The 21293-nt window shown below is 74.6% G+C and carries 17 protein-coding genes; 10 read left to right on the forward strand and 7 right to left on the reverse strand.

Annotated elements, in window-relative coordinates; genetic code table 11:
* Nucleotides 1-96: 96 nt before the first annotated feature.
* From ACZ4FH_RS25640 to ACZ4FH_RS25665, 6 genes are all read left to right on the forward strand, one after another.
* A complete protein-coding gene (locus tag ACZ4FH_RS25640; RefSeq protein ID WP_383650049.1) occupies nucleotides 97-990 on the forward strand; it encodes a DMT family transporter in 894 nt (297 codons plus the stop codon).
* An 80-nt stretch (nucleotides 991-1070) separates the two neighbouring features.
* The gene (locus tag ACZ4FH_RS25645; protein WP_467307687.1) at nucleotides 1071-1700 is read left to right on the forward strand and encodes a TetR/AcrR family transcriptional regulator; all 630 of its coding nucleotides are present in this window, start codon (nucleotides 1071-1073) and stop codon (nucleotides 1698-1700) included.
* A 28-nt stretch (nucleotides 1701-1728) separates the two neighbouring features.
* Nucleotides 1729-2502: a glucose 1-dehydrogenase gene (locus ACZ4FH_RS25650; protein ID WP_467307689.1), complete on the forward strand. Its 774-nt coding sequence runs from the start codon at nucleotides 1729-1731 to the stop codon at nucleotides 2500-2502.
* Nucleotides 2503-2541: 39 nt separating this feature from the next.
* Nucleotides 2542-3078 carry an NUDIX domain-containing protein gene (locus ACZ4FH_RS25655; RefSeq protein ID WP_467307690.1) on the forward strand — a complete coding sequence of 179 codons (537 nt, stop codon included), beginning with the start codon at nucleotides 2542-2544 and terminating at the stop codon, nucleotides 3076-3078.
* A gap of 67 nt (nucleotides 3079-3145) precedes the next feature.
* The gene (locus ACZ4FH_RS25660; protein WP_467307691.1) at nucleotides 3146-3541 is read left to right on the forward strand and encodes a YidH family protein; all 396 of its coding nucleotides are present in this window, start codon (nucleotides 3146-3148) and stop codon (nucleotides 3539-3541) included.
* Complete coding sequence (locus ACZ4FH_RS25665; RefSeq protein WP_467307693.1) at nucleotides 3538-3849, forward strand: DUF202 domain-containing protein; 312 nt, start codon at nucleotides 3538-3540, stop codon at nucleotides 3847-3849. Before ACZ4FH_RS25660 ends, ACZ4FH_RS25665 begins: the two co-directional genes overlap by 4 nt.
* Nucleotides 3850-3880: 31 nt before the next feature.
* Here the strand turns inward: ACZ4FH_RS25665 and ACZ4FH_RS25670 are convergent, their stop codons facing one another.
* Complete coding sequence (locus ACZ4FH_RS25670; protein WP_467307695.1) at nucleotides 3881-5170, reverse strand: glucarate dehydratase family protein; 1290 nt, start codon at nucleotides 5168-5170, stop codon at nucleotides 3881-3883.
* 155 nt (nucleotides 5171-5325) lie between these two features.
* Here ACZ4FH_RS25670 and ACZ4FH_RS25675 point away from each other — a divergent pair, with 155 nt between their 5' ends.
* Both ACZ4FH_RS25675 and ACZ4FH_RS25680 read left to right on the forward strand, forming a co-directional pair.
* Nucleotides 5326-6354: a phosphotransferase family protein gene (locus ACZ4FH_RS25675; RefSeq protein WP_467307697.1), complete on the forward strand. Its 1029-nt coding sequence runs from the start codon at nucleotides 5326-5328 to the stop codon at nucleotides 6352-6354.
* Nucleotides 6355-6361: 7 nt separating this feature from the next.
* Nucleotides 6362-7576, forward strand: coding sequence for an acyl-CoA dehydrogenase family protein (locus tag ACZ4FH_RS25680; protein WP_467307698.1), 1215 nt, complete (start codon nucleotides 6362-6364; stop codon nucleotides 7574-7576).
* Between the two features lie 141 nt (nucleotides 7577-7717).
* Here the strand turns inward: ACZ4FH_RS25680 and ACZ4FH_RS25685 are convergent, their stop codons facing one another.
* Together ACZ4FH_RS25685 and ACZ4FH_RS25690 are read right to left on the reverse strand one after the other, a co-directional pair.
* Complete coding sequence (locus tag ACZ4FH_RS25685; protein ID WP_467307699.1) at nucleotides 7718-12583, reverse strand: HEAT repeat domain-containing protein; 4866 nt, start codon at nucleotides 12581-12583, stop codon at nucleotides 7718-7720.
* 145 nt (nucleotides 12584-12728) lie between these two features.
* A complete protein-coding gene (locus ACZ4FH_RS25690; RefSeq protein WP_385104261.1) occupies nucleotides 12729-12893 on the reverse strand; it encodes a hypothetical protein in 165 nt (54 codons plus the stop codon).
* A 74-nt stretch (nucleotides 12894-12967) separates the two neighbouring features.
* Between ACZ4FH_RS25690 and ACZ4FH_RS25695 the strand changes: the two genes are divergently transcribed.
* Nucleotides 12968-13846, forward strand: a complete 879-nt coding sequence (locus tag ACZ4FH_RS25695) for a LysR family transcriptional regulator (protein ID WP_467307700.1) — start codon at nucleotides 12968-12970, stop codon at nucleotides 13844-13846.
* Nucleotides 13847-13886: 40 nt separating this feature from the next.
* Here ACZ4FH_RS25695 and ACZ4FH_RS25700 read toward each other — a convergent pair whose 3' ends face one another.
* Genes ACZ4FH_RS25700 through ACZ4FH_RS25710 form a run of 3 tightly spaced genes read right to left on the reverse strand, consistent with a single transcriptional unit; the run spans nucleotide 13887 to nucleotide 16953 of the window.
* Entirely contained in the window at nucleotides 13887-14480 is a 594-nt protein-coding gene (locus ACZ4FH_RS25700) for a TetR/AcrR family transcriptional regulator (protein ID WP_467307701.1), read from the reverse strand.
* 53 nt (nucleotides 14481-14533) lie between these two features.
* Nucleotides 14534-16192, reverse strand: coding sequence for a class I adenylate-forming enzyme family protein (locus tag ACZ4FH_RS25705; protein WP_467307703.1), 1659 nt, complete (start codon nucleotides 16190-16192; stop codon nucleotides 14534-14536).
* On the reverse strand, nucleotides 16189-16953 hold the full coding sequence (locus ACZ4FH_RS25710; protein WP_467307705.1) for an SDR family oxidoreductase: 765 nt from the start codon (nucleotides 16951-16953) through the stop codon (nucleotides 16189-16191). Before ACZ4FH_RS25710 ends, ACZ4FH_RS25705 begins: the two co-directional genes overlap by 4 nt.
* A gap of 178 nt (nucleotides 16954-17131) precedes the next feature.
* Between ACZ4FH_RS25710 and ACZ4FH_RS25715 the strand changes: the two genes are divergently transcribed.
* Nucleotides 17132-18403, forward strand: a complete 1272-nt coding sequence (locus ACZ4FH_RS25715; RefSeq protein WP_467307706.1) for an exo-beta-N-acetylmuramidase NamZ family protein — start codon at nucleotides 17132-17134, stop codon at nucleotides 18401-18403.
* Nucleotides 18404-18448: 45 nt separating this feature from the next.
* Here the strand turns inward: ACZ4FH_RS25715 and ACZ4FH_RS25720 are convergent, their stop codons facing one another.
* A complete protein-coding gene (locus ACZ4FH_RS25720; RefSeq protein ID WP_467307816.1) occupies nucleotides 18449-21277 on the reverse strand; it encodes a penicillin acylase family protein in 2829 nt (942 codons plus the stop codon).
* Nucleotides 21278-21293 lie beyond the last annotated feature (16 nt).

Consider the following 21293-nt stretch of genomic DNA (forward strand, 5'->3'; position numbering starts at 1 on the left):
GTCCGGTCGGCCGCGCCACGGTCGCACCGGGCCGCGCAGCCGTTATCGTCGAACCACATCACACCCTCCTTTCGGCCCGGCTCGGGGTGGAGAAGCATGTCGGTGCTGGTTCTGGTGCTCGCCGTGAGCGCGGCGTGCTGTCTGGGCTTCGGCTTCGTCCTCCAGCAGGCCGCCGCGCGCCGTGCCCCGCGGAGCGACTACCTCTCGCCGCGGCTGCTGCTGGACCTGATGCGGGTGCGGAGCTGGCTGGCCGGGATCGGTCTGATGGTCTGCGGGATGGTGCTGGGCGCCCTGGCGCTCGGCAAGGGCGAGGTCTCCGTCGTCGAGCCGCTGCTCGCCACCAATCTCCTCTTCGCGATGGCGCTGTCCCGTCACCGGACCGGGCAGCGGCTGGGCCGGCAGGGCTGGGCGGGGCTCTGGCTGCTGGCGGGCGGGGTCGCCGCCTTCCTGGTGGCGGGCGAGCCGCAGGGCGGGCAGGCGGTGTCGAGTCCGCTGCGGCACTGGCTGGTGATCGGGATCGTGGTGGGCCTGGCGCTGCTGCTGACCGCGTTCGCCCGGCGCACCCGCTCGGGCGTCTCCCCCGCGCTCCTGGCCGTGGCGGCCGGGCTGCTGTACGGACTCCAGGACGCGCTGACCCGGGTGAGCGGGCAGCGGCTCTCGGACGGCGGCTGGACGGCGCTCGTCACCGGCTGGCAGCCGTACGCGGTGCTGGTGCTGGGGGTCAGCGGGCTGATCCTGGTGCAGAGCGCCTTCGAGACGGGCCCGCTGCGGCTGTCGCTCCCCGCGCTGACGGCCGCTCAGCCGCTGGCCGGGATCGCCTGCGGGATCGGCTTCCTGGGCGACCGGGTGCGGACCGACGCCGGGGCGCTGGCGTGGCAGGCGGCCGGGCTGGCGGCGATCGTGGCCGGGATCGTGCTGCTGGGGCTGCATCCGGCGATGCCGGAGGGGCCGGTGGGCGGGCGGCGCGACCGCGATCTCCAGCCGCGCTGAGACCGGGGGCGGAGCCGCTGTCCGCTGTCTCACACCGGCCGGCCCTGGCAATTAATAATGGCCAGCATTACATTGACGGTATGGCGAGAACGTCGGGACACGAGACCAGGGAGAAGCTGATCCGCGCGGCGGAGGAGGTCTTCGCCGCACAGGGCACGGACGGCGCGCAGCTGCGCGACATCGTGGCCCTGGCGGGGCAGAGCAATCCCTCGGCGGTGCAGTACCACTTCGGTTCCCGCGCCGGACTGCTGGACGCCGTGATGGCGGGCCGTCAGGAGCGCACCGAGCGGGTCGTCGCACCGCTGCTGGACGCACTGCCCGCGGACTGCGGCATACCGGAGCTGCTCACCGCGCTGGTGACGGCGGAGGCGAGCCTGCTCGCCGACGACCGGGGCCGGCGCTGTCTGCGGATCTCGGCCCAGCTGAGCCACGAGACCGGTCTGCGGACCGGCCGGCCGCACCCGGCGCTGGACGGCACCGCCTACGGGCGGCTGATCGGGCGGATCGCCGGGGCCCTGGAGGAGCTGCCCCGGCCGGTCCGGCTGGAGCGGCTGGACCTGGCACTCACCCTGATCGGCGCGGCGCTGGCCGACCGGGCCCGGCAGGCGCTGGACGGCACCCGGCCGCTGACCGGCCGCGAGCTGTTCCTGGCCGATCTCGTCGTCACCACCACCGCGTTCCTGGGCGCCCCCGCGCCCGGGGCCGCGTGAACCACCCGCACCGCACGAAGGACATGGCATGACCGAGAAGCACAATCTCACCGACCGGACCGTCGTCATCACCGGGGCCGCCCGCGGCCTCGGCGCGGAGGCCGCGCGCCTCGCGGTGGCGGCCGGAGCCGACGTGGTGATCACGGACGTGCTCGACGAGGAGGGCGCGGCCACCGCCGCCGCGCTGGGGCCGAAGGCCCGCTTCGTCCACCACGACGTGACCTCCGAGGACGACTGGAACCGCGTCGCCGCGTTCGCCCTCGACACCTTCGGCCGGATCGACGGCCTGGTGAACAACGCCGGGGTCTCGACCGGGCAGCCGCTGGAGACGGAGACGGTCGAGCACTTCCGCAAGGTCATCGACATCAATCTGACGGCCGTGTTCATCGGCATGAAGACGGTGATCCCGGTGATGAAGGAGAACGGTGGCGGTTCGATCGTCAACATCTCCTCGGCGGCCGGGCTGATGGGCCTGGCGCTGACGTCCAGCTACGGCGCGTCGAAGTGGGGCGTGCGCGGGCTGACGAAGGTCGGCGCGGTGGAGCTGGGCACCGCGAAGGTGCGGGTGAACTCCGTGCACCCGGGCATGGTGTACACCCCGATGACCTCGTCCGTGGGCATCCGTCAGGGCGACGGCAACTACCCGAACACCCCGATGGGCCGGGTCGGCGAGGCCGGCGAGATAGCCGAGGCCGTCGTCTTCCTGCTCTCGGACGCCGCCTCGTACGTCACCGGCGCCGAGCTGGCCGTGGACGGCGGCTGGACCACCGGTCCGACCGTCAAGTACGTCATGGGGCAGTGACCCGGCGGCGGTGTCCGCGGGCTGCTGTTGGATGGGGGCATGAATCCCGACGGGGCGAGAAGCCCTTCCGACGAGATCCTGGACATCGTCGACGAGCACGACGTGGTCGTGGGGCGGGCCCCGCGCGGTGAGGCGACCGCGCGGGGTCTGCCCCACCGCTGCGTCTTCGTCGAGGCCCGGGACGCCGAGGGCCGGATCTTCGTGCACCGCAGGACGGCGACGAAGGCCGTGTTCCCCTCGCACTACGACATGTTCGTGGGCGGGGTCGTGGGGGCCGGGGAGTCCTACGACGAGGCGGCGCTGCGCGAGGCGGAGGAGGAGCTGGGCGTGTCCGGACTGCCCCGGCCCGAGCCGCTGTTCAAGTTCCTCTACCGGGGCGGCGGGCACGTCTGGTGGTCGTACGTCTACCAGGTGCGGTGCGTCCTGCCCGTACGGCCGCAGGTGGAGGAGGTCGCCTGGCACACCTTCCTCACCGACGCCGAACTGGAGGGGCGGGCCGGCGGCGGGGACTGGCCGTGGGTGCCCGACGGGCTGGAGGCCTACCGTCGGCTGCGCGCCTTCCGGGAGGTGCCGTGACCGGGCCGCGCCGGCTCTCCCCGGTCCGGCCCGGGAACCCTCGCAAAGCGCCGGATAAGGTCCGTACGTGAACGAATTTGTACGGGGTCTGCGGCTGTGGTTCGCGCCGCAGCGGATCCGCGACGAGGGCGAGACCCCCGACTACCGCTTCTCGCTGGCCAATGAGCGGACGTTCCTCGCCTGGATCCGGACCGCGCTCGCGCTGATCGGCGGCGGTTTCGCGGTCGACCAGTTCCTTCCGGAGCTGGCCTGGGCGATCCGGGCGGGGCTGGCGCTCGCGATGCTGGCGTCCGGGGTGCTGTGCGCGCTGCGCGCGGTCAACCACTGGGTGCGGTGCGAGCGGGCGATGCGGCGCGGGGAGGATCTGCCGGTCTCCCGGTTCCCGACGCTGCTGGGCATCGCGGTGGCGGTGGTCGCGGTGGCGATGGTGGTGGTGGTCCTCTTCGGCTGGGAGGGGCGGTGAGCGCGGCGGAGCGCGATCCCGGGCTCCAGCCGGAGCGGACCCGGCTGGCCTGGCGGCGTACGACGCTGTCCTGCACGGTCGCCGCGGTGCTGGCCTGCAAGCAGGCGCTCCAGGGCGGGGGCGGGCCTGCCACGGTGATCGCGCTGTCCATGAGCGCGCTGGCGTGGCTGGGCTTCCTGATGGTGGCCCACCGGCGGGTGCAGAGCATGGGGCGCCCGCACCCGCCGGCGCTGGGGGCGCGGGCGGCGCTGTCGGCCGCGGCGTGCACGGTGGCGCTCGCGGTGTTCGCCGTGGCGATGCTCTTCTAGTGCCTCGCGGCCGCCCGCGGCCCCGCGCCCGTCACCAGCGCGGGACGGCGGGCGTCTCCCAGTCCGGTACGGCCTTGCGCATCGCGGCGGCGTCGTCGCGCTCGCGCATCGTGCCGTCGTCGTCGAGCCAGCGGCGGTGCAGGGCGGCCAGGCGCTCCCGGTCGAGCTCGACGCCGAGTCCGGGGGCGTCGGAGACGGTGAGCCGGCCGTCGGTGAAGACATGGCGGGTGGTCAGGACGTCCTCGGTCTGCCAGGGGTAGTGGCTGTCGCAGGCGTAGTCGAGGTTCGGCACGGTGGCCGCGACATGGGTCATGGCGGCCAGGCTGATGCCCAGGTGGGTGTTGGAGTGCATGGAGAGCCCGACGCCGAAGGTGCGGCAGATCGCGGCCAGTTCGCGGGTGCGGTGGAGGCCTCCCCAGTAGTGGTGGTCGGAGAGGACGACCTGGACGGCGTCGCGGGCGAAGGCCCCGGGGAGTTCGGCGAGCGTGGTGACGCACATGTTCGTGGCGAGCGGGACGCCGGTGCCGGCGGCCACCTCGGCCATCGCCTCCGTGCCGCTCGCCGGGTCCTCCAGATACTCCAGGACGCCCTTCAGCCGGTCGGCGACGTACAGCGAGGTCTCCACCGACCAGGCGCCGTTGGGGTCCAGGCGCAGCGGCTGCCCGGGGAACGCCTCGGCGAGCGCGTGGACGGCGGCGATCTCCTCGTCGGGCGGGAAGACACCGCCCTTGAGCTTGAAGGAGGAGAAGCCGTGGTCGCGGGCGAAGCGGCGGGCCTGGGCGACGACACCGGCGGGGTCCAGGGCGGCGCCCCAGTCGTCCCGTTCGCCGCCCTCCGGGTGCTCGGCCCAGCGGTAGAAGAGGTACGCGCTGTACTCGACGCTGTCGCGCACCTTGCCGCCCAGCAGCGCGTGCACCGGCAGGCCGAGGGTCTTGCCCAGCGCGTCCAGGCAGGCGACCTCGAAGCCGGAGACGACCGAGAGCCGCAGCTTGTCCGCGTTCTGGACACCGCGCAGTCCGCCCGCGTCGACGCCCTCGTCGGCGGCGCGTGAATCACCGCACACCGCGTCGGCCAGCGCGAACAGCCCGTTCACATCGCTGACCGGGCGGCCGACCAGGGCCCTGGCCAGGGGCTCGGCCAGTTCGAGGTACCTGCCGTCGCCGTAGGTCTCCCCGACGCCGGTCACCCCGCCCCGGGTGACGATCTCCACGACGAGCCGCGGGGTGTACGGCTGGTGGACCCCCTGGGTGTTCAGCAGTGGGGGGTCGGCGATCAGGATCGGGGTCAGCCGGACGTCGTCGATCAGCCATGCGGTATTCATACGTGAACTGTATTCAGAGATACGACTGAACACCAGAGTGCGACCGGGATGCGGACCGAACCCGGCGCACTCCGCCCCCGGGGCGCACTGGACGACATACCGACTGGTCGGCATCATGAACTCCGACGTTTCACTCACGCCCGGAGGTGCGCACGATGAGCCCAGTCCACCCGCCAGGTCTCGACCTCGACCGGTTGCGCGGACATCTCGACCGCGAGCTGCCCGGCCTGGTGAACGGACCGCTCGACGCCCGGGTCATCGAGGGCGGCCGCTCCAATCTGACGTACATCGTCACGGATCCGGCGGGTTCCGGCCGCTGGGTGGTACGCCGCCCGCCGCTGGGCCACGTCCTGGCCACCGCGCACGACATGAAGCGCGAGCACCGGGTGATCAGCGCCCTGCACCCGACGGCGGTGCCGGTGCCCGCCCCGGTGCTGCTCTGCGAGGACGACACGGTGCTCGGCGCGCCGTTCTACGTCATGGAGTACGTCGAGGGCACCCCGTACCGCACCGCCGAACAGCTCGCCCCGCTCGGCCCCGAGCGCACCCGCACGGCGGTGCTGGGTCTGGTCGACACCCTCGTCGATCTGCACGCCGTGGACCCCGCGGAGGTGGGCCTGGCCGACTTCGGGCGGCCCGAGGGCTTCCTCGACCGTCAGCTGCGCCGCTGGGGCAAGCAGCTGGAGGCCTCCCGCAACCGCGAACTGCCGCACATCGACGAGCTGCACGCCGCGCTCGGCAAGCGGCTGCCCGACTCCCCCGCGCCGACGGTCGTCCACGGCGACTACCGCCTGGACAACGTGCTGATCGGCGCCGACGACACGATCCGGGCCGTGCTCGACTGGGAGATGTCGACCCTCGGCGACCCGCTCACCGACCTCGGACTGCTCGTCATGTACAGCTCCGACCTGGGTCTGGCCGAGTCTCCGGTCTCCACCACCAGCGGAGCCGCCGGCCACCCGGCGCCGGCCGAACTGATCGAGCGCTACGCCGCCCGCTCCGGCCGCGACACCTCCGGCATCTCCTGGTACACGGCGTTCGCCTGGTTCAAGCTCGCCGTGATCCTGGAGGGCATCCACTACCGCTACACCCTCGGCCAGACGGTCGGCGGCGGCTTCGACCGCATCGGCGACCTCGTCCCCGTCTTCATCGAGCACGGCCTCACCACCCTCCAGGAAGGCTGACCCACCCATGGACTTCGCATTCGACGCCCGGACCGAGGAGCTGCGCGGCCGGCTCCTCGCCTTCATGGACGAGCACGTCTACCCGGCCGAGCGCACCGCGGACGAGCAGCGCGCCGCGCTCTCCTCCCCCTGGGACACCCCGCCGGTGGTGGAGGACCTCAAGGCGGAGGCCCGCAGGCAGGGCCTGTGGAACCTCTTCCTGCCGGGCACCGAGCACGGCGCGGGACTGACCAATCTCCAGTACGCCCCGCTGGCGGAGATCCTGGGCCGCTCACCGCGGCTGGCCCCCACCGTGACGAACTGCGGGGCGCCGGACACCGGGAACATGGAGGTGCTGGCCGAGTTCGGCACCGACGAGCAGAAGAAGCGGTGGCTGGAGCCGCTGCTGAACGGTGAGATCCGCTCCGCGTTCGCGATGACGGAGCCGGAGGTCGCCTCCTCGGACGCGACCAACATCGAGACCCGGATCACCCGCGACGGCGACGACTACGTGATCAACGGCCGCAAGTGGTACATCTCCGGGGCGATGAACCCCGACTGCGCGATCTTCATCGTCATGGGCAAGACCGACCCTGACGGCGCGGACCTCCGCCGCCAGCAGTCGCAGATCCTCGTCCCCCGCGACACCCCGGGCCTGACGGTGAAGCGGGCCATGCAGGTGTACGGCTACGAGGACCACTGGCACGGCGGCCACGCGGAGGTCGTCTTCGACGACGTACGGGTGCCGGCGTCGCATCTGATCGGCGAGGAGGGCGGCGGCTTCGCCATCGCCCAGGCCCGGCTCGGTCCGGGCCGCATCCACCACTGCATGCGGCTCATCGGCATGGCCGAGCGCGCCATCGAGCTGATGTGCCGGCGCGCGGTGGACCGTACGGCCTTCGGCAAGCCGCTCGCCCAGCAGGGCGTGGTGCAGAACTGGATCGCGGACGCCCGGGTCACGGTCGAGCAGCTGCGGCTGCTGGTGCTGAAGACCGCCTGGCTGATGGACACGGTCGGCAACCGGGGCGCCCACACCGAAATCCAGGCCATCAAGATCGCCACCCCGCGCGCGGTCGTCGCCATCCTCGACCAGGCCGTGCAGTTGCACGGCGCGGGCGGCGTGAGCCAGGACTTCCCGCTCGCCGAGCTGTGGGCCTCGGCCCGCACGCTGCGTCTGGCCGACGGCCCGGACGAGGTGCACCAGAGGTCGCTGGCCCGGCGCGAGATCAAGCGGTACCTGTAGGCACGGGGCGGGGTCGGCCGGGCCGGGGTCCTGGGCCGGCCGGCCCGCCGGTGCGCCGGGCCCGTCCGCCGCCGGCCCCGTCCGCCCGGCCGGTGGGCGCCTGGGCGCCCCGGGCGGGCGGTGGGGCGTTCCGGTCCCGGGTCACCCGGTCCCGATGCGGTCCAGGACCTCCGTGTAGCGGGAGCGGCGGTCCGGACGGGCGTGTGCGGCGGCGTGCCGGAGGGCCGGGACGGCCGGGGCGCCGAGTCCGGTCAGGGACGCGGCCGCGGTCTCGCGGACGGCGGGGTGCGGATGGCCGAGGAGTGCGGTCACCGCGGGGATCGCGGGTGCCCAGCCGGCCCGGCAGAGCGTGCGGGCGGCCATGCGGACCACGTCGGGGCGGGGGTCCTCCAGCAGAAGAGCGGTGTGGCGCAGGTGCGCGTCCCGGCCGAGCATCGTGCGCGAGGTGCGGTGCGCGCGCAGCCGGACGCGGGGCCGGGGGTGGGTCAGCAGGCCGTCCAGGAGGGCCGCGAGGCGCGGATCCGGATCGGGCCCGGGACCGGTGTGGGCCCCGGCCAGATCGGTGAGGGCCCGGCAGATCTGGTCCGGGGTACCGGTCTCGGCCAGATCCAGCAGCTCGTGCCGGGTCGGGCGGTGTCCGCGCGGCACGGGTCCGGGCCCGTCGGGGGCGTGGGCGTCCGCCTCCGCCGTGCCCGGCCGCCCGCTGTCCGGGTCCCGCAGCGGGCCCGTCACCAGCCGCAGCAGGTCGGCGCGTTCGCCGTGGCCCTCGGCGCGCAGCCGGTCGCGGACGCGGAGCAGGGCCGGGGTGCGCAGCAGCGGCCGGCCGGCGAGCAGGTCGAGGAAGCCCCAGGCCCCGGCGTCGAGACGGTCCCGCAGCGCCTCGGCCAGGGCGTCGGCGGGGTGGGCGCGCAGGGCGTCGCCGAGGGCCCGCGCCTCGGCGGGCGGCGCGTCCCGCCACCACTCCAGGAGCAGCGGCAGCAGCCGTTCCCGGGCCCGGGGGTCGAGGCGTGCCGCGAGGGCGGCCACCCGGTCGCGCCGGATTCCCCCGCTCCTCAGCTCCGCCTCGTCCAGCCCGGCCGCCGCGTCCACGAGCCCGGCCCCGGCCGGCAGGTCCACCCGGCCGCGCAGATGGGCCCGGAGCACGAGGAGCCGCACCTCCGGTTCGGGCCACCGTGCCAGCGCGTCGGCGGCCGCCTGCCGGCGGTCCGCCTCGTCCGAGGCCAGCAGCGCGAGCAGCCTCTCCCGCTGGGCCGCCGAACGCGGCTGGTCCAGATCGCCGTCCCGCACCCGCCGTGCGTCCGGGCGGCGCGCGCGGGCCCGTTCGGCCAGCGTCCACTCGGGGGCGTCGAGCGGCTGGAGCCGGACCATCCGGTCGACGAGCGCGGCCCGTTCGCCGGGGGCGGCGGCGCGGTGGGCGGCGACGAGTCCGGCGAGGCGCCGGCGTGAGGAGGGCTCCTCGGCGGTGGTGCCCGGGTCGTCGGAAGGCGCGCCGCCGGTCCGGGCGGTCCCGGGGCGCGGTGCGGACGGGGGTACGGCGTCGGGCCCGGCCGCCGTGACGCCGAACGCCTCGGCCAGCACCGCCGTCTCGGCCCGCCAGGGGTCGGCGCCGAGCCCGGCCTCCGTGAGCGCGCGGTCCAGGTCGTCCCGGACCAGGACCGCGTCCAGGCGGCGCAGCAGCGTCAGCGTGGACCGGCCGGGCCGTGCGGGGACGGGGGCGAGGGCGCGTACGGCGGCGACGGCATCCGGCCGTTCGGGGGCCGGAACCAGCGGGGCGACCGCTTCGAGGACGCCGATGAGCGCGTACCGGTCCGCGTCGCGGGCGGCGGCCAGGGCGTCGAGCAGGAGGGGCACGGCCCGCACGAGCGCCGCCCGCCCGGCGGACCGGCCGCCCTCCCCCGTACGGAACGCGCCACCGCTTCCCGGAAACCGGTGCCCGTCCCCCGATCCGACCGCACCGCCGCGCCCCTCCCCCGTACCGGACGGACCGCCGCTCCCCTCCTCCATGTCGAACGGGAAGTCGTCGGCGCACAGGGCCAGGGCGAGGCGCAGGACCGGGCCGAGAGGCCGTCGTTCGGGGACGAGGGCGAGCCAGTCCGCGAGCGTCGGCCGCAGGCGCGCGGTCTGCGCGGGGGTGAGCGGACCGGAGTGTTCGGCGAGGCGGAGGGCGGTGGCGGGGTCCCAGCCGGTCGTCACCAGGGCGTCGATGGCGCGGTCCACGGAGTCGGGGGGTTCGGGGACGGGCGGGAGGGGGATTCCGTGGCGGGTCAGGGCCGGGGCCAGGTCGTCCCGCGCGCCGTCGGCGAGGGTGAACGCGTGGGAGGCGGCCAGGGTGAGGAGGGGCCGGGCCACCGGGGAGCGCTGGGCGTCGAGGGCGAGGACCGCGCGGGCGGTGAGGACGCCGTCCAGGCCCTCCAGGATCCGGAGCCGGACGGCCTCGTCGGTGCTGTGCTCGGCGGCGGCGAGCAGGGTGGCCGCGTAGGCGTCGCCCGTGCCGAGCCCGGAAGGTTCCGCCGTACGCCCGTGGGGCGTGGCCCGCGGTGTCCGGTGCGGGAATCCGGCCGGTGCGGTGTGCGCGGGTGCCGGGTGCCGCGGGCCGGGCGGGTCGCTCCGGACTCGGCCCAGGACGGCCCGCAGGGCGGCGACGAGCGCGGTGCGCAGTCCGGGGTTGGTGTCGCGGCCCAGCCGGTCGAGCAGGGCGGGCAGGGCGGCCGGGGCGGCGGTGCCGTCGGGGGCGTCCTCGTGGACGCGGCCCAGCACCTGGGCCGCGGTCTTCCTGATGTTCGTGTTCGGGTGGTCGAGACAGGCGGCGACGGCGGCGGAGGCCCAGTGGGCGCGGGCGTGGCCCAGGGCCAGGAGGGCCTGGCGGACGGTCTGGATGTCGGGGGCCCGGGTCAGCGCGACGAGGGTAGCGGAGAGCGCTCGGGCGTCCCGGCCGGTGGTGTCCTGGCCGAGCAGGGCGACGACGTGCTTGCGGACGTGCCGGTCGCGGTGGCGCAGCAGCGGGTGGACCCGGGCGCGGGTGCCCGGCCAGGGGGTCCTGAGCAGCAGTTCGAGGAGGACCACCCGCGCGTCGTCGGAGAGTCCGGGCCGGTCCAGCAGGTCCAGTGCGGTGCTCGCGACGAGGGCGTGTCCCGCCGGTACGGCGTCGGGGGCGTCGAGCAGGCAGACGGGCCGGATCGCGCCCCGCGCGTACAGCCGCCGGCCGAGCCCGGCCAGCGCGTCGAGGACGTCCTGTGCCACGGCGGGTTCCCCGGCGGGCCGGCCGTCCTCGCCGGCGCGGGGTGGTGCGTCGGGGCTCCACCCGGCGGCCGTCCTCTCGACGATCCGCAGCAGCAGTCCGGCGAGGGCGGGCAGTGTCCCCGCGTCGCCGTGGGCCGCGAGCCGGCGCAGCGCCGTTTCCGGTTCCTCCGCCGCCAGGTGCGCGGTGAGCAGGGCCGTCTCCCGGGCGTCCGGTGCGCCGAGCCCGGCCGCGATCCGGGGCGGCAGATCGTCCGGATCCAGTCGGTCCAGCAGGGCGCGCCGCCGGTCCGGGTCGTCGTCCAGTGCCCGGAGCAGTTCGACCGCGCGGGGGGCGACGGACCGCAGATACGGGGCCGTCGCGCCCGTCGTGGTGCCCAGTCCCTCGTGCAGGGCGCGTACGGTCCGCTCGCCGCCGACCGCCTCCAGGGCGTCCAGCGCGGCGGCGGGTGCCCGGGGCAGCAGGGCGAGAACGGCCTCTTCGGCGTCCGCCGGACGCAGGGCGCGGATCGCCGCGAGGAAGGGCACGGGGTCCTGGGCCTCGGGCAGCAGCCGGACGACGGCCTCTCCGGCGGGCAGGTCCCCGGCCCCCTGTCCGGCCAGCGCCACGAGCAGCGCGAGCCGGCGCGGCCACCCCGGATCGGCGGCCGGGGCGTCCGTGAGCACCCGGAGCGCCTCGTGGCGGACGGTGTGCAGGACCGTCGCCACGTCGTCGGGCGGAAGCGTGTGATCGGCCAGGGCCAGCCCGACGACGGCAGGGACCGCCGGACCGTCCGGGAAGTGGCCGCGCCGGTGCAGCCCGCGCAGACAGGTCAGGGCGGGCCCGCCGAGCAGCAGCGGGTCGCCGGAGGCGAGGGCCGTCAGCTCCGCGATGTCGCCCCGCTCCGCGAGCCCGCCCAGCGCCTCCGCCGCCCGCCTGCGCAGCAGCGGCGGGCGGTCCGGGTCGGCGAGGACCCGGAACAGGAGGTCACGGTGCCCGTGGCACGCGGCGGCGCGCAGGGCGGCCTCGGCGACGGCGGGGTCCGCGTGCCGGGTCCCGGCCGGTTCTCCGGACCCGGCGGGGCGCGGGCCTGTGCCCTCGTGCTCGTACGCGGACCGCGCCCCGTCCCTCCCGGCCCCCGGGAACAGGAACGGTTCGAGCGCACCGGCGCGCAGCGGCGCCGTCGCCGCCCACGGCTCCGCCAGGAGGCCGAGCGCGCCCGCGACGACGGGGTCGCCGCCCGTCGCCAGGAGCCCGAGCAGCGTCCGCCGCACCTGGGACGGGGCGAGCACTGCGGCGTACAGCCCCTCGCGGGCCAGGCGCAGCGCCTCGGTCCGCAGGACGGGGTCGCCGCTGTCCGCCAGTGCGCCGACGAGGCGGGCGGGGTGGTGCGCGGCGGTGGGGTCCGTCGCGCGGACGGCCTGGTACAGGGCCTCGCCCGGCGGTTCGTCGGCGAGGGCCGCCGCCGGGTCGTGGAGCAGATCGGCGCGGAGCCAGGCGATCCGTACGCGGGCGGGGAGCGGTTCGGCCGTGCGCCAGGCGGGGCGGGGGCGGTCGCCCCGGTGGTGGCCGAGGCGCCGGTAGAGCCCGGCCAGGAGGAGGTCCGCCTCCGGCACCCCGGTCGGCTCGGCCGGGAGAAGCGCGGCGAGGCGGACCGCCTCGGCGTCATCGGCCGGGGGGTGCGCGCGCAGGTGGACGTCCAGCCGGATCAGGGCCCGGTGCCGCTGCCCGGGGTCGCCGCCGACCGGTCGGTCCGGGGCGAGGCGGGGTTCGTCGGCCGGCGTGCGCATCGTCGGATGCTAACCGCGCGGCGTCCGGGCCGACCAGCGCGATTCCGGGACGCGCTCGGGCCCCGGACGGCCCGGGGCGGACCGGCGTGCCCGCGCCTTCCGTGGTGACCCGCCGCGCCCGTACGCGACGGTCCACGGCCGTCGGTCAGTACCCGCCGGACCCCGTGTGGTCGGCCAGGGCCAGATCGCGGGCGAAGGTCCGTACGCGCAGCAGGCACCGGGCGAGGAACCGGACGGTTCCGGAGCGGCGGGGGCCGTACGCGACGGCCCACAGGGCCGGCACGCGCGTCGTCGTCTGGAGGTGTGCCATGCATCCAGCGTCACCCCGACCGCGCCTTCGGTCCAACAGATGGATTCGCTGGCTGGCATCGCTACCGTAGATGGATGGAGATTCGCCAGCTCCGCCATTTCATGGCGGTGGTCACGCACGGCAGTTTCACCGCGGCCGCGCGTGCGGAGCTGATCGTGCAGTCGGCGCTCAGCACCTCGGTGCGCAATCTGGAACGGGAGCTGGGCGCCGAGCTGTTCGAGCGCACCGGCCGCCGGGTGGTGCTGACGGAGGCGGGCCGCGCCCTGCTGCCCTCGGCCCGGACGGTGCTGGCCGGGACGGACGCGGCGCGGGACGCGGTGGCGGCGGTGTCGGGGCTGGCGACCGGGCGGGTGCGGGTCGGCACGATCCAGACGCTGACCTGCGTGGACCTGGCGGCCGAACTCGCCGCGTACCACCGGCTGTGGCCCGGGGTGCAGATCTCGTTGCGCGAGGCGACGACGCCGGAGCTGGTGGCGGGGGTGCGGGCCGGTGAGCTGGATCTCGCCTTCCTGGCCCCGGACAACGCCGGGCTGCCGGACGGGATCGAGGCGTTCGCGACCTGGCGGGAGGACCTGGTGCTGATCACCGCGCCGGGCCATCGGCTGGCCCACGCGGGCCGGACCCTGATCAAGGATCTCGCGGACGAGCCGTTCGTGGACTTCCGGGCGGGCACGGGACTGGAGACGGCCGTGCGGCGGCTGGCCGCGCACTGCGGTCTGGAGCGCCGGATCACCTGCGACGTCACCCAGATCCGGCTGCTGGTGGATCTGGTGCGGGCGGGGATCGGGGTGGCGATCGTGCCGCGCCGGATCGGCGAGGACGCGGGCCTGCCGTGCGTACGCATCCGCCAGCCCGAACCGGGCCGGACCGTCCTCCTGGTGGGCCGGGCGCCCCGGCCGCGCAACCCGGCGGCCGAGGCCCTGCTGACCCGGCTGACCGGCGGGGACGGCTGAGGGGCGGGACGGGCCGGAACGGACGCCGTCGCGACAGGCCCTAAGGGCGCAGGGCGCGCAGCAGCAGGTCGGCGAGGTGGTCGGCGACCTGCTGCTGGGTGAGCGGGCCGTCCGGCCGGTACCAGGTGGAGAGGTGGTGGACCGAGCCGAAGTGGTAGTCGACGATCAGATCGGCCGGGGTGGCCGTGGAGAACACCCCGCTGCGCTGCCCCTCCTCCACCAGGGCCCGGAACCGCTCGTGGTAGCGGCGCCGCTCCACCCGGACCTGCTTGTTCTTCTCCGGGCTCAGATGGTGCATGGAGCGGAAGAAGATCGAGGCGTCGTCGAGGTTCTCGATGGTGGTGACGACCACGTCGGCGGCGGCGTCGCGCAGCCGCTGCTCGACGGGGGCGTCGGCCTCGGCGAAGGCGTCGAGCCGCTCCTGCTGGAGGCGCAGCACGCGCGCGTACACCTCCTGGAGCAGGTCCTCCTTGGAGCCGAAGTAGTGGTAGAGCGCCCCCTTGGTGACGCCGGCCGCCTCGACGATCTCCTGGACCGAGGTGCGGTCGTACCCCTGCTCGGCGAAGAGCCGGGTGGCGGCGGCCAGCAGCCGCTGGGGGACGGGGGTACCGTCCCCGTCCGTCGCCTTGGCCATAGCCGCCACCTTCCTTCGTGCTTCCTTCGTGCGTAGCGCGTCCGCGCGTGCGTCTAACGGGGTGAACGCAGTTCCCGCCTGAGGATCTTCCCACTCGCGGTCTTGGGAAGTTCTTCCAGGATCTCGACTTCACGCGGGTACTTGTACGCGGCGAGCCGTTCCTTGCAGTACGCGCCGAGTTCGTCCGGGGCCGCGGTGGCGCCGGGCCGCAGGCTGACGTAGGCGCGGACGGTCTCGCCCCGGTACGGGTCGGGGACGCCGACGACGGCGGCCTCGCGCACGGCCGGGTGCGTGTAGAGGACATCCTCCACCTCGCGCGGCCAGACCTTGAACCCGGAGGCGTTGATCATGTCCTTCTTGCGGTCGACGACGTAGAGCCAGCCCTCGCGGTCCATGAAGCCGATGTCGCCGGTGCGCAGCTCGCCGTCGGGGAAGGCGGCGGCGGTGGCCTCGGGCAGGCGCCAGTAGCCGGAGACGACCTGGGGGCCGCGCACCGCGATCTCGCCCTGTTCGCCGAAGGGCACGTCCGCGCCGTTCTCGTCGACGATCCGCACCACGGTGTCCGGGCCGGGCACCCCGACCGAGAGGGTGCCGGAGACCGGGTCGACGGGAGCCTCGCGCTCGGGCGGCACGGAGGCGCAGGGGGCGGTGCACTCGGTGAGGCCGTAGCCGTTGCGGATGTACGGGCCGAAGCCCTCGCGGAACTTCTCGACGAGCGCGGGCGGCAGCGGCGCGCCGCCGGAGGAGATCACCCGGAACGAGGAGAAGTGGTCCGGGGTGACTCCGGGGGTCGCGGCCAGGGCCATGAAGGCGGTGGAGGGGCCGACGGTGTACGCCGGGCGGTGCTCGGCGAAGGCGTCGAGGACGACGCCGGGGTGGAAGCGGTAGGCGAGGACCAGGGTGCCCGCGTTGGTGAGGCAGGCGGCGAGCTGGCAGACCATGCCGGTGATGTGGAAGAGCGGGGCGAGGGCGAAGTAGGCGGCGCCCTCGGGGACCGGGTGGCCGGTGCGCTGGCGCTCGGCGTTGACCATGATGTTGCCGTGGGCGTTCATGGCGCCCTTGGGGGTGCCGCTGGTGCCCGAGGTGTAGCTGATCAGCGCCACGTCCTCGGCGGCGGGCTCCCGGCCGGCGGGGGCGGCGAGGCCGTGGCGGGCGACGGTCACCAGGTCGTCGGTGTCGTCGGGGGCGGGGAGCCGCGGGAAGCCGAGGACGCGCTCGTCGTTCGTCGTCTGGAGGTCGAGTTCGCAGGCGGTGACCGTGATCCGGACGGACGGGGCGGCCGCCGCGGTCTCCCGCAGATACGCCTCCCAGGAGCGGTCGGAGCAGATCAGCGCGGTGACCTCGGCGTCCTCCAGGACATGGCCGACCTCGGCGGACTTGTACATCGGGTTGAGCGGGACGACGGTCGCCCCGGCCTTCCAGGCGCCGAGGAGGGCGAGGACGAACTGCGGGGAGTTCTGGAGCATGATCGCGACCCGGTCGCCGCGCTCCAGGCCGCGGGCGGCGAGGTGCCCGGCGACGGAGTCGGAGAGGGCGTCCGTCTCGCGGTAGGTGAGGCGTCCGTCGAAATAGGCCAGGGCCGGATGGTCCGGGGTGCGGGCGGCCGAGGCGCGGAAGGCGTGCACCAGGGTCGCGGCGGGGTGGACGGGGGCCCGCTGGGCCTCGCTGAGCAGCGGGAGCCAGGGCTTCGCCGCGTAGATCGACTCGCTCATGCGCCGGTCCCCTCCCAGGTGCGCTGAAGGCGGTTCATGCCACCGAGCCAGCGGTCGGTGTCGGTGGCGCGGGTCTCGTAGTAGCCGGCGACCTCGGGGTGCGGCAGGACGAGGAAGCGGTCCTCGGCCATGGCGTCGAAGAGCGCATCGGCGACGGCCTCGGGCTCGATGGCGCCGGGGGCGAGGACGAGCTCGCCGGCCGATCCGGCGCCGGTGAGCATGTCCGTGCGCACGCCCTGCGGGCAGATCGCGTGGACCTTGACGCCGCGGTGGCGGTAGGTGAGGGCGAGCCATTCGGCGAAGGCGACGGCGCCGTGCTTGGTGACGCTGTAGGGCGCCGCGCCGATCATGGTGAGCAGTCCGGCGGCGGAGGCGGTGGCGACGAACCGGCCGCTGCCGCGCTCCAGCCAGTCCGGGAGCAGGGCGCGGGCCGCGCGGACGTGCGCCATCACGTTGACGTCCCAGGCGGCGGCCCACACCTCCTCGTCGGCGAAGGGGTCGCCGGGCGAGGCGAGTCCGGCGTTGGCGCAGTAGACGTCCACGGTGCCGTCCAGGGCGTCCCGGGCGGCGCCGACGATCTCCGAGGCGTCCCCGGCGACCGCGACGGCGCCGATCTCCTCGGCGAGCGGCTTGATCCGGGCCTCGTCGAGGTCGTTGACGACGACCCGTGCGCCCCCGTCGGCGAATCTGCGGGCCAGGGCGGCGCCGATGCCGCCTCCGGCCCCCGTGACCACTACGCCCGCGCCGTGCACCTGACTCATCGGTCCCGCCTCTCTCAGCCGACTGCACCGGCAGACTAACCGGTCGGTATGTCGTGGGGGAAGGGTCCGGCGGGCCCGGGACGGCGTCCGGAACACCTCGTCCGACACGTTCCCCCCGGCCGTCCCCCGCGCTAGCGTGCGTGACCATGACAGAGATCGCGATCATGGAGGTAGCCGCATGACCCTGTCCCGACGTGGATTGCTGTCCGCCGGCGGTGCGGTGGGAGCGCTCGCGGCGACGGCCGCATCGGCCGGCCCCGCGGCGGCCGGCCCCCCGAACGGCAAGGGCAAGGGGCACGGCCGGGTCAGGACCGGGTTCGACCGGCTGGCGGCGGACGGCTACGCGATGCTGAAGGGGCAGCGGGTCGGCGTCGTCACCAACCCGACCGGGATCACCTCCGACGTACGCCACATCGTCGATGTGATGCACCCCGACGACCGGGTGGACCTGACCGCCGTCTTCGGCCCGGAGCACGGCTTCCGGGGCACCGCCCAGGCGGGCGGCTCCGAGGGGCGCTACGACGACCCGGCGACGGGCCTCCCCGTCTACGACACGTATCTCAAGAGCGGGCAGGCGCTGGCCGACGTCTTCACGGCCTCGGGCGTGGACACGATCGTCTTCGACATCCAGGACGCGGGCGCCCGCTTCTACACGTACATCTGGACGCTCTACGACTGCATGGAGGCGGCGGCCCTCGCCGGGAAGCGGTTCGTCGTGCTGGACCGGCCGAACCCGGTCTCCGGGCGGGCGGCGCTCGGGCCCGTGCTCGACCCGGCGTTCGGCACCTTCGTGGGCCGCCGCGAGATCTCCCAGGCGCACGGCATGACCGTCACCGAGCTGGCGCTGCTGTTCAACGGCGAGTTCCTGAAGGACCGCCCGGCCGACCTGGACATCGTGAAGATGTCGGGCTGGTCGCGCGGGGACTTCTTCGACGCCACGGGCCTGCCCTGGGTCCCGCCGAGCCCCAACATGCCGACGCCCGACACCGCGCTCGTCTACGCGGGCACCTGCCTGTTCGAGGGGACGAACCTCTCCGAGGGGCGCGGCACCACCCGGCCGTTCGAACTGCTGGGCGCGGAGGGCGTCGACCACACCTGGGCGGACGCGGCGAACGCGCTGGAACTGCCCGGGGTGGCCTTCCGCGAGGCGTACTTCGCGCCGACGTTCTCCAAGTTCCAGGGAAAGACCGTCGGCGGGGTCCAGCTGCACGTGCTGGACCGCGAGGCCTTCGACCCGGTGCGCACCGGGATCGCGCTGCTGGTGACGGCGAAGCGGTCCTGGAGCGGGTTCGCCTGGCGGCCGGACAACTGGATCGACAAGCTGACGGGCAACACCCGGGTCCGCACGATGATCGACGCGGGCGCCGGCACGGACGAGGTCGTGGGCGCGTGGGCGTCGGACCTGGCCGCGTTCCGGGCCGTGCGGAAGCGGTACCTGCAGTACCGGTGAGACGGGGAGGGCGGGCCCGCCGGACGCGGGCCCGCCCTCACGGCGTCACGGGCGGTGCGCCGGGAACTCCACGACCTGCTGGTACGTCGGCCGGTTCTGCCAGTGGACCGCCTTCTGGGAGATGCCGCCGAGCGCCCGGTGGACGATGGAGTCGGTGCACCACTGCTCGCCGGCCTTGCAGTTCGCGTCGGCCGGGTAGACCTCGGCCGCCGGGACCGCGGCCGCCGCCTTCAGCGAGTCCAGCAGCGCCGTACGGCAGGCGCTCAGATCGCCGCCTCCGCAGTACGGCCTGGCCAGCGGGCCCCTGACCGGCTGCCCGAGCACCTGGCGCAGGTCCTTGTCGGCGAAGCCCCACCAGCCGTACTGGAAGGCCGAACCGCTGTGCGCCCCGCTCGGCCCGTGGCTGGCGGCCGGGGACTCGTCGGTGGCGAGGTTCGCGGTGAGCGCCCCGTACAGGTCGTCGCCGAGACCGGGACGGAACTCCGCCTCGATCAGCCGCGGCCACCAGGCGTCCATGATCCGCACCGCGTCGGCGTGGGTGTACGTGTGCGAGCCGGGGCTGCTCTCCTTGCGCTGGGCGCCCGACGCCCGCCAGGAGTCCAGCTGCTGGACCACCGCGTTCAGGTCCGGGTCGGTGACCGGCTGGGAGCGGACGACCTTCAGCAGCTCGGGCAGCAGCTGCTCCCCGCGCAGATCGGTGAGGGCCGCGTCCGCCATCGCACGGGTCAGCGAGGCGCGGGTCACGCCGCCCTCGTCGACCAGCTTCGCCACCCGGTCGTCGAGCAGGTCGCCCCGGTGCACGGCGCTGAGCCCGAAGCCCGAGGCGGCGTACCCCTCGGCCTGCTTGTTGTTCCAGGAGATGTAGTAGTCCTGCCCGCTGGAGTGCGGGTGCTCGGCGAACGGGGTGTACGCGGCGGTGTTGGCCGCCGGGTCGTAGCCCTGCCACTCGTACGCCTTCTCCGCCCGGACCGGCAGTGCCGGGTCGACGCCGGACGCGCGCACCGGGTTCATGCCGCTGTTGTAGTAGGCGGCGGTGCGGGAGTCGGCGTAGAACCAGTTGAACGCGTAGTCGATATTGCTCGCCGCCCGCTGGAAGGAGGCGGCGTCGGTGACGTACGACGGGTCGTTGAGCATCTGGAAGCCGATGATCGAGTCGGCCTCGTGCCGGTAGGTGGAGCGCAGCGTGGTGTACGCGACGGGCTTGCCGCCCACCGTGGCGCGGTGGGTGACGATGCCGTAGTCCGTGCGCCACACCTGCATCCGGTACGAGCCCTTGGCGGTGGAGTCGGCGACGGTCGGCTTCCAGGAGTTGGTCTTCTCCATCTTCTCCATCGCGGTGCAGGCGCCCCGGTAGAGGTAGTGCGTGGAGTCCTTGGTGGGCGCCGAGCCGTCGGGTTCGCACAGGTCGACGGCGTAGGTGTCGGTGATGTCCTGGCCGGCCGAGGTGGCGCTCCAGGCGTAGTCCTGGCCGCGTCCCATCTGGATGTACATGCCGACACCGGCGAAGGAGACGCCGCGCGCGCTGATGCCGGGGCCCTGGAGCTCCTGGAGCATCATCAGCTGCGGGGCGAAGTAGCCGGTCTGCGGGCCGAACACGGCGATCGGGTTCCCGCTCGCGGTGTGCGCGCCGGAGACCAGCAGGGCGTTGGACATCCCGCGCTTCTGGGCGCCGGACCCGGAGCCGGGCAGCGAGCCCTCCGGGATGACGCCGTCGTCGTAGACGCCCTGGACCTTCTTGAGCGCGGCCGGGGCCTTGACGGGGGCCTTCACCCCGGTGCCGGCCGAGCCGGTGCGGTCGTGGATCAGGGGTTCGGCGGTGACGGAGCCGGGGTCCGGGAGCGCGGTGCCGACGGCCTCGGCGGGCTTGCCCGCGTACGGGAAGGCGGTGCCGTCGTGGATGGTGAGCACGGCCTCGGGGTCGTTGCGCTGGCGGAAGGACTCCCAGACCTTCGTGCCCTCGGCGACGCCGTACTTCTGCTGCGCGGACAGCAGCGACAGCGCGGCCTGGACCTCGCCCCCGCCGCCGCCGCCGAACTGGCCGCCGACGACCGAGGCGATCGAGATCAGGTCGGTCAGTTTGAAGGGCTGGATCTCGCCGATGTTGGTGATGGCGTCGATCTTGCCGGTGAGGACGTACTCACCGGGGAAGTAGCGGCCGTCCTTGGACTTCTTGCGGTAGGCGTTGATGCCGTCCACATAGGCCTGGGCGTCCGCCATGGCCTGCTCGCCCCGGGCGCCCTCATGGGTCCTGATGTACTCGACCTGCGCCTCCAGGTCCGCCTCGGTGTACGGGGCCTGCGGCCAGAACTGCTGCTCCAGGCCCTGGTTGGCGAGCGCCCCGCCGGCGAACGAGGTCAGCTCGCCGCGCCCGATGTGGCGGAAGAGGTCCATCAGCCAGAGCCGGTCCTGTCCGGCGGCGTATCCGGCGCCGAACTCGGTGCCGTAGCGGGTGGTCCCCTTGATGTGGGGGACGCCGGTGGCCTTGTCCCGGGTGATGGTGACGTCGTCGCGGGGCGAGGTCACGGACTCGACCCGGTCCTGCGGGACGCCGAAGGAGGCGTCGTTGAAGAAGTCGGTGATCTTCCGGTCGGTCAGGGCGGTGTGCCCGTCGACCAGGGCGTTGTACCGGTCGAGCTGGTCGTCGCTGTGGGCGGGATGGGTGCCGACCGTCTTGTTGCCGAGGATCTCGACGAGGGTGGCGTTGCCGTTCTCGCCGGGCGGCAGGATGTCGGCGCACTGCCCCTGGCAGTAGTCGACGGGCGCGGGGTCCGCCTCGGCGGCGCCCGCGCCGGGTGCGGAGGCCAGCAGGGACGAACCGAGGGCGAGGACGGCCGCGACGGTGGCGGCCCGCGTCCTGCCGGTGCGTGGGGACATGCGGATGCGTGGGGGC

This window comes from Streptomyces sp. NPDC024555 (assembly GCF_055559335.1).

Coding starts and splice junctions, on each gene's coding strand:
- ACZ4FH_RS25650 (WP_467307689.1), top strand. CDS start 1,729: ATGACCGAGAAGCACAATCTCACCGACCGGACCGTCGTCATCACCGGG.
- ACZ4FH_RS25680 (WP_467307698.1), top strand. CDS start 6,362: ATGGACTTCGCATTCGACGCCCGGACCGAGGAGCTGCGCGGCCGGCTC.
- ACZ4FH_RS25715 (WP_467307706.1), top strand. CDS start 17,132: ATGACCCTGTCCCGACGTGGATTGCTGTCCGCCGGCGGTGCGGTGGGA.
- ACZ4FH_RS25655 (WP_467307690.1), top strand. CDS start 2,542: ATGAATCCCGACGGGGCGAGAAGCCCTTCCGACGAGATCCTGGACATC.
- ACZ4FH_RS25690 (WP_385104261.1), bottom strand. CDS start 12,893: ATGGCACACCTCCAGACGACGACGCGCGTGCCGGCCCTGTGGGCCGTC.
- ACZ4FH_RS25700 (WP_467307701.1), bottom strand. CDS start 14,480: ATGGCCAAGGCGACGGACGGGGACGGTACCCCCGTCCCCCAGCGGCTG.
- ACZ4FH_RS25705 (WP_467307703.1), bottom strand. CDS start 16,192: ATGAGCGAGTCGATCTACGCGGCGAAGCCCTGGCTCCCGCTGCTCAGC.
- ACZ4FH_RS25720 (WP_467307816.1), bottom strand. CDS start 21,277: ATGTCCCCACGCACCGGCAGGACGCGGGCCGCCACCGTCGCGGCCGTC.
- ACZ4FH_RS25695 (WP_467307700.1), top strand. CDS start 12,968: ATGGAGATTCGCCAGCTCCGCCATTTCATGGCGGTGGTCACGCACGGC.
- ACZ4FH_RS25670 (WP_467307695.1), bottom strand. CDS start 5,170: ATGAATACCGCATGGCTGATCGACGACGTCCGGCTGACCCCGATCCTG.
- ACZ4FH_RS25675 (WP_467307697.1), top strand. CDS start 5,326: ATGAGCCCAGTCCACCCGCCAGGTCTCGACCTCGACCGGTTGCGCGGA.
- ACZ4FH_RS25710 (WP_467307705.1), bottom strand. CDS start 16,953: ATGAGTCAGGTGCACGGCGCGGGCGTAGTGGTCACGGGGGCCGGAGGC.
- ACZ4FH_RS25685 (WP_467307699.1), bottom strand. CDS start 12,583: ATGCGCACGCCGGCCGACGAACCCCGCCTCGCCCCGGACCGACCGGTC.
- ACZ4FH_RS25645 (WP_467307687.1), top strand. CDS start 1,071: ATGGCGAGAACGTCGGGACACGAGACCAGGGAGAAGCTGATCCGCGCG.
- ACZ4FH_RS25640 (WP_383650049.1), top strand. CDS start 97: ATGTCGGTGCTGGTTCTGGTGCTCGCCGTGAGCGCGGCGTGCTGTCTG.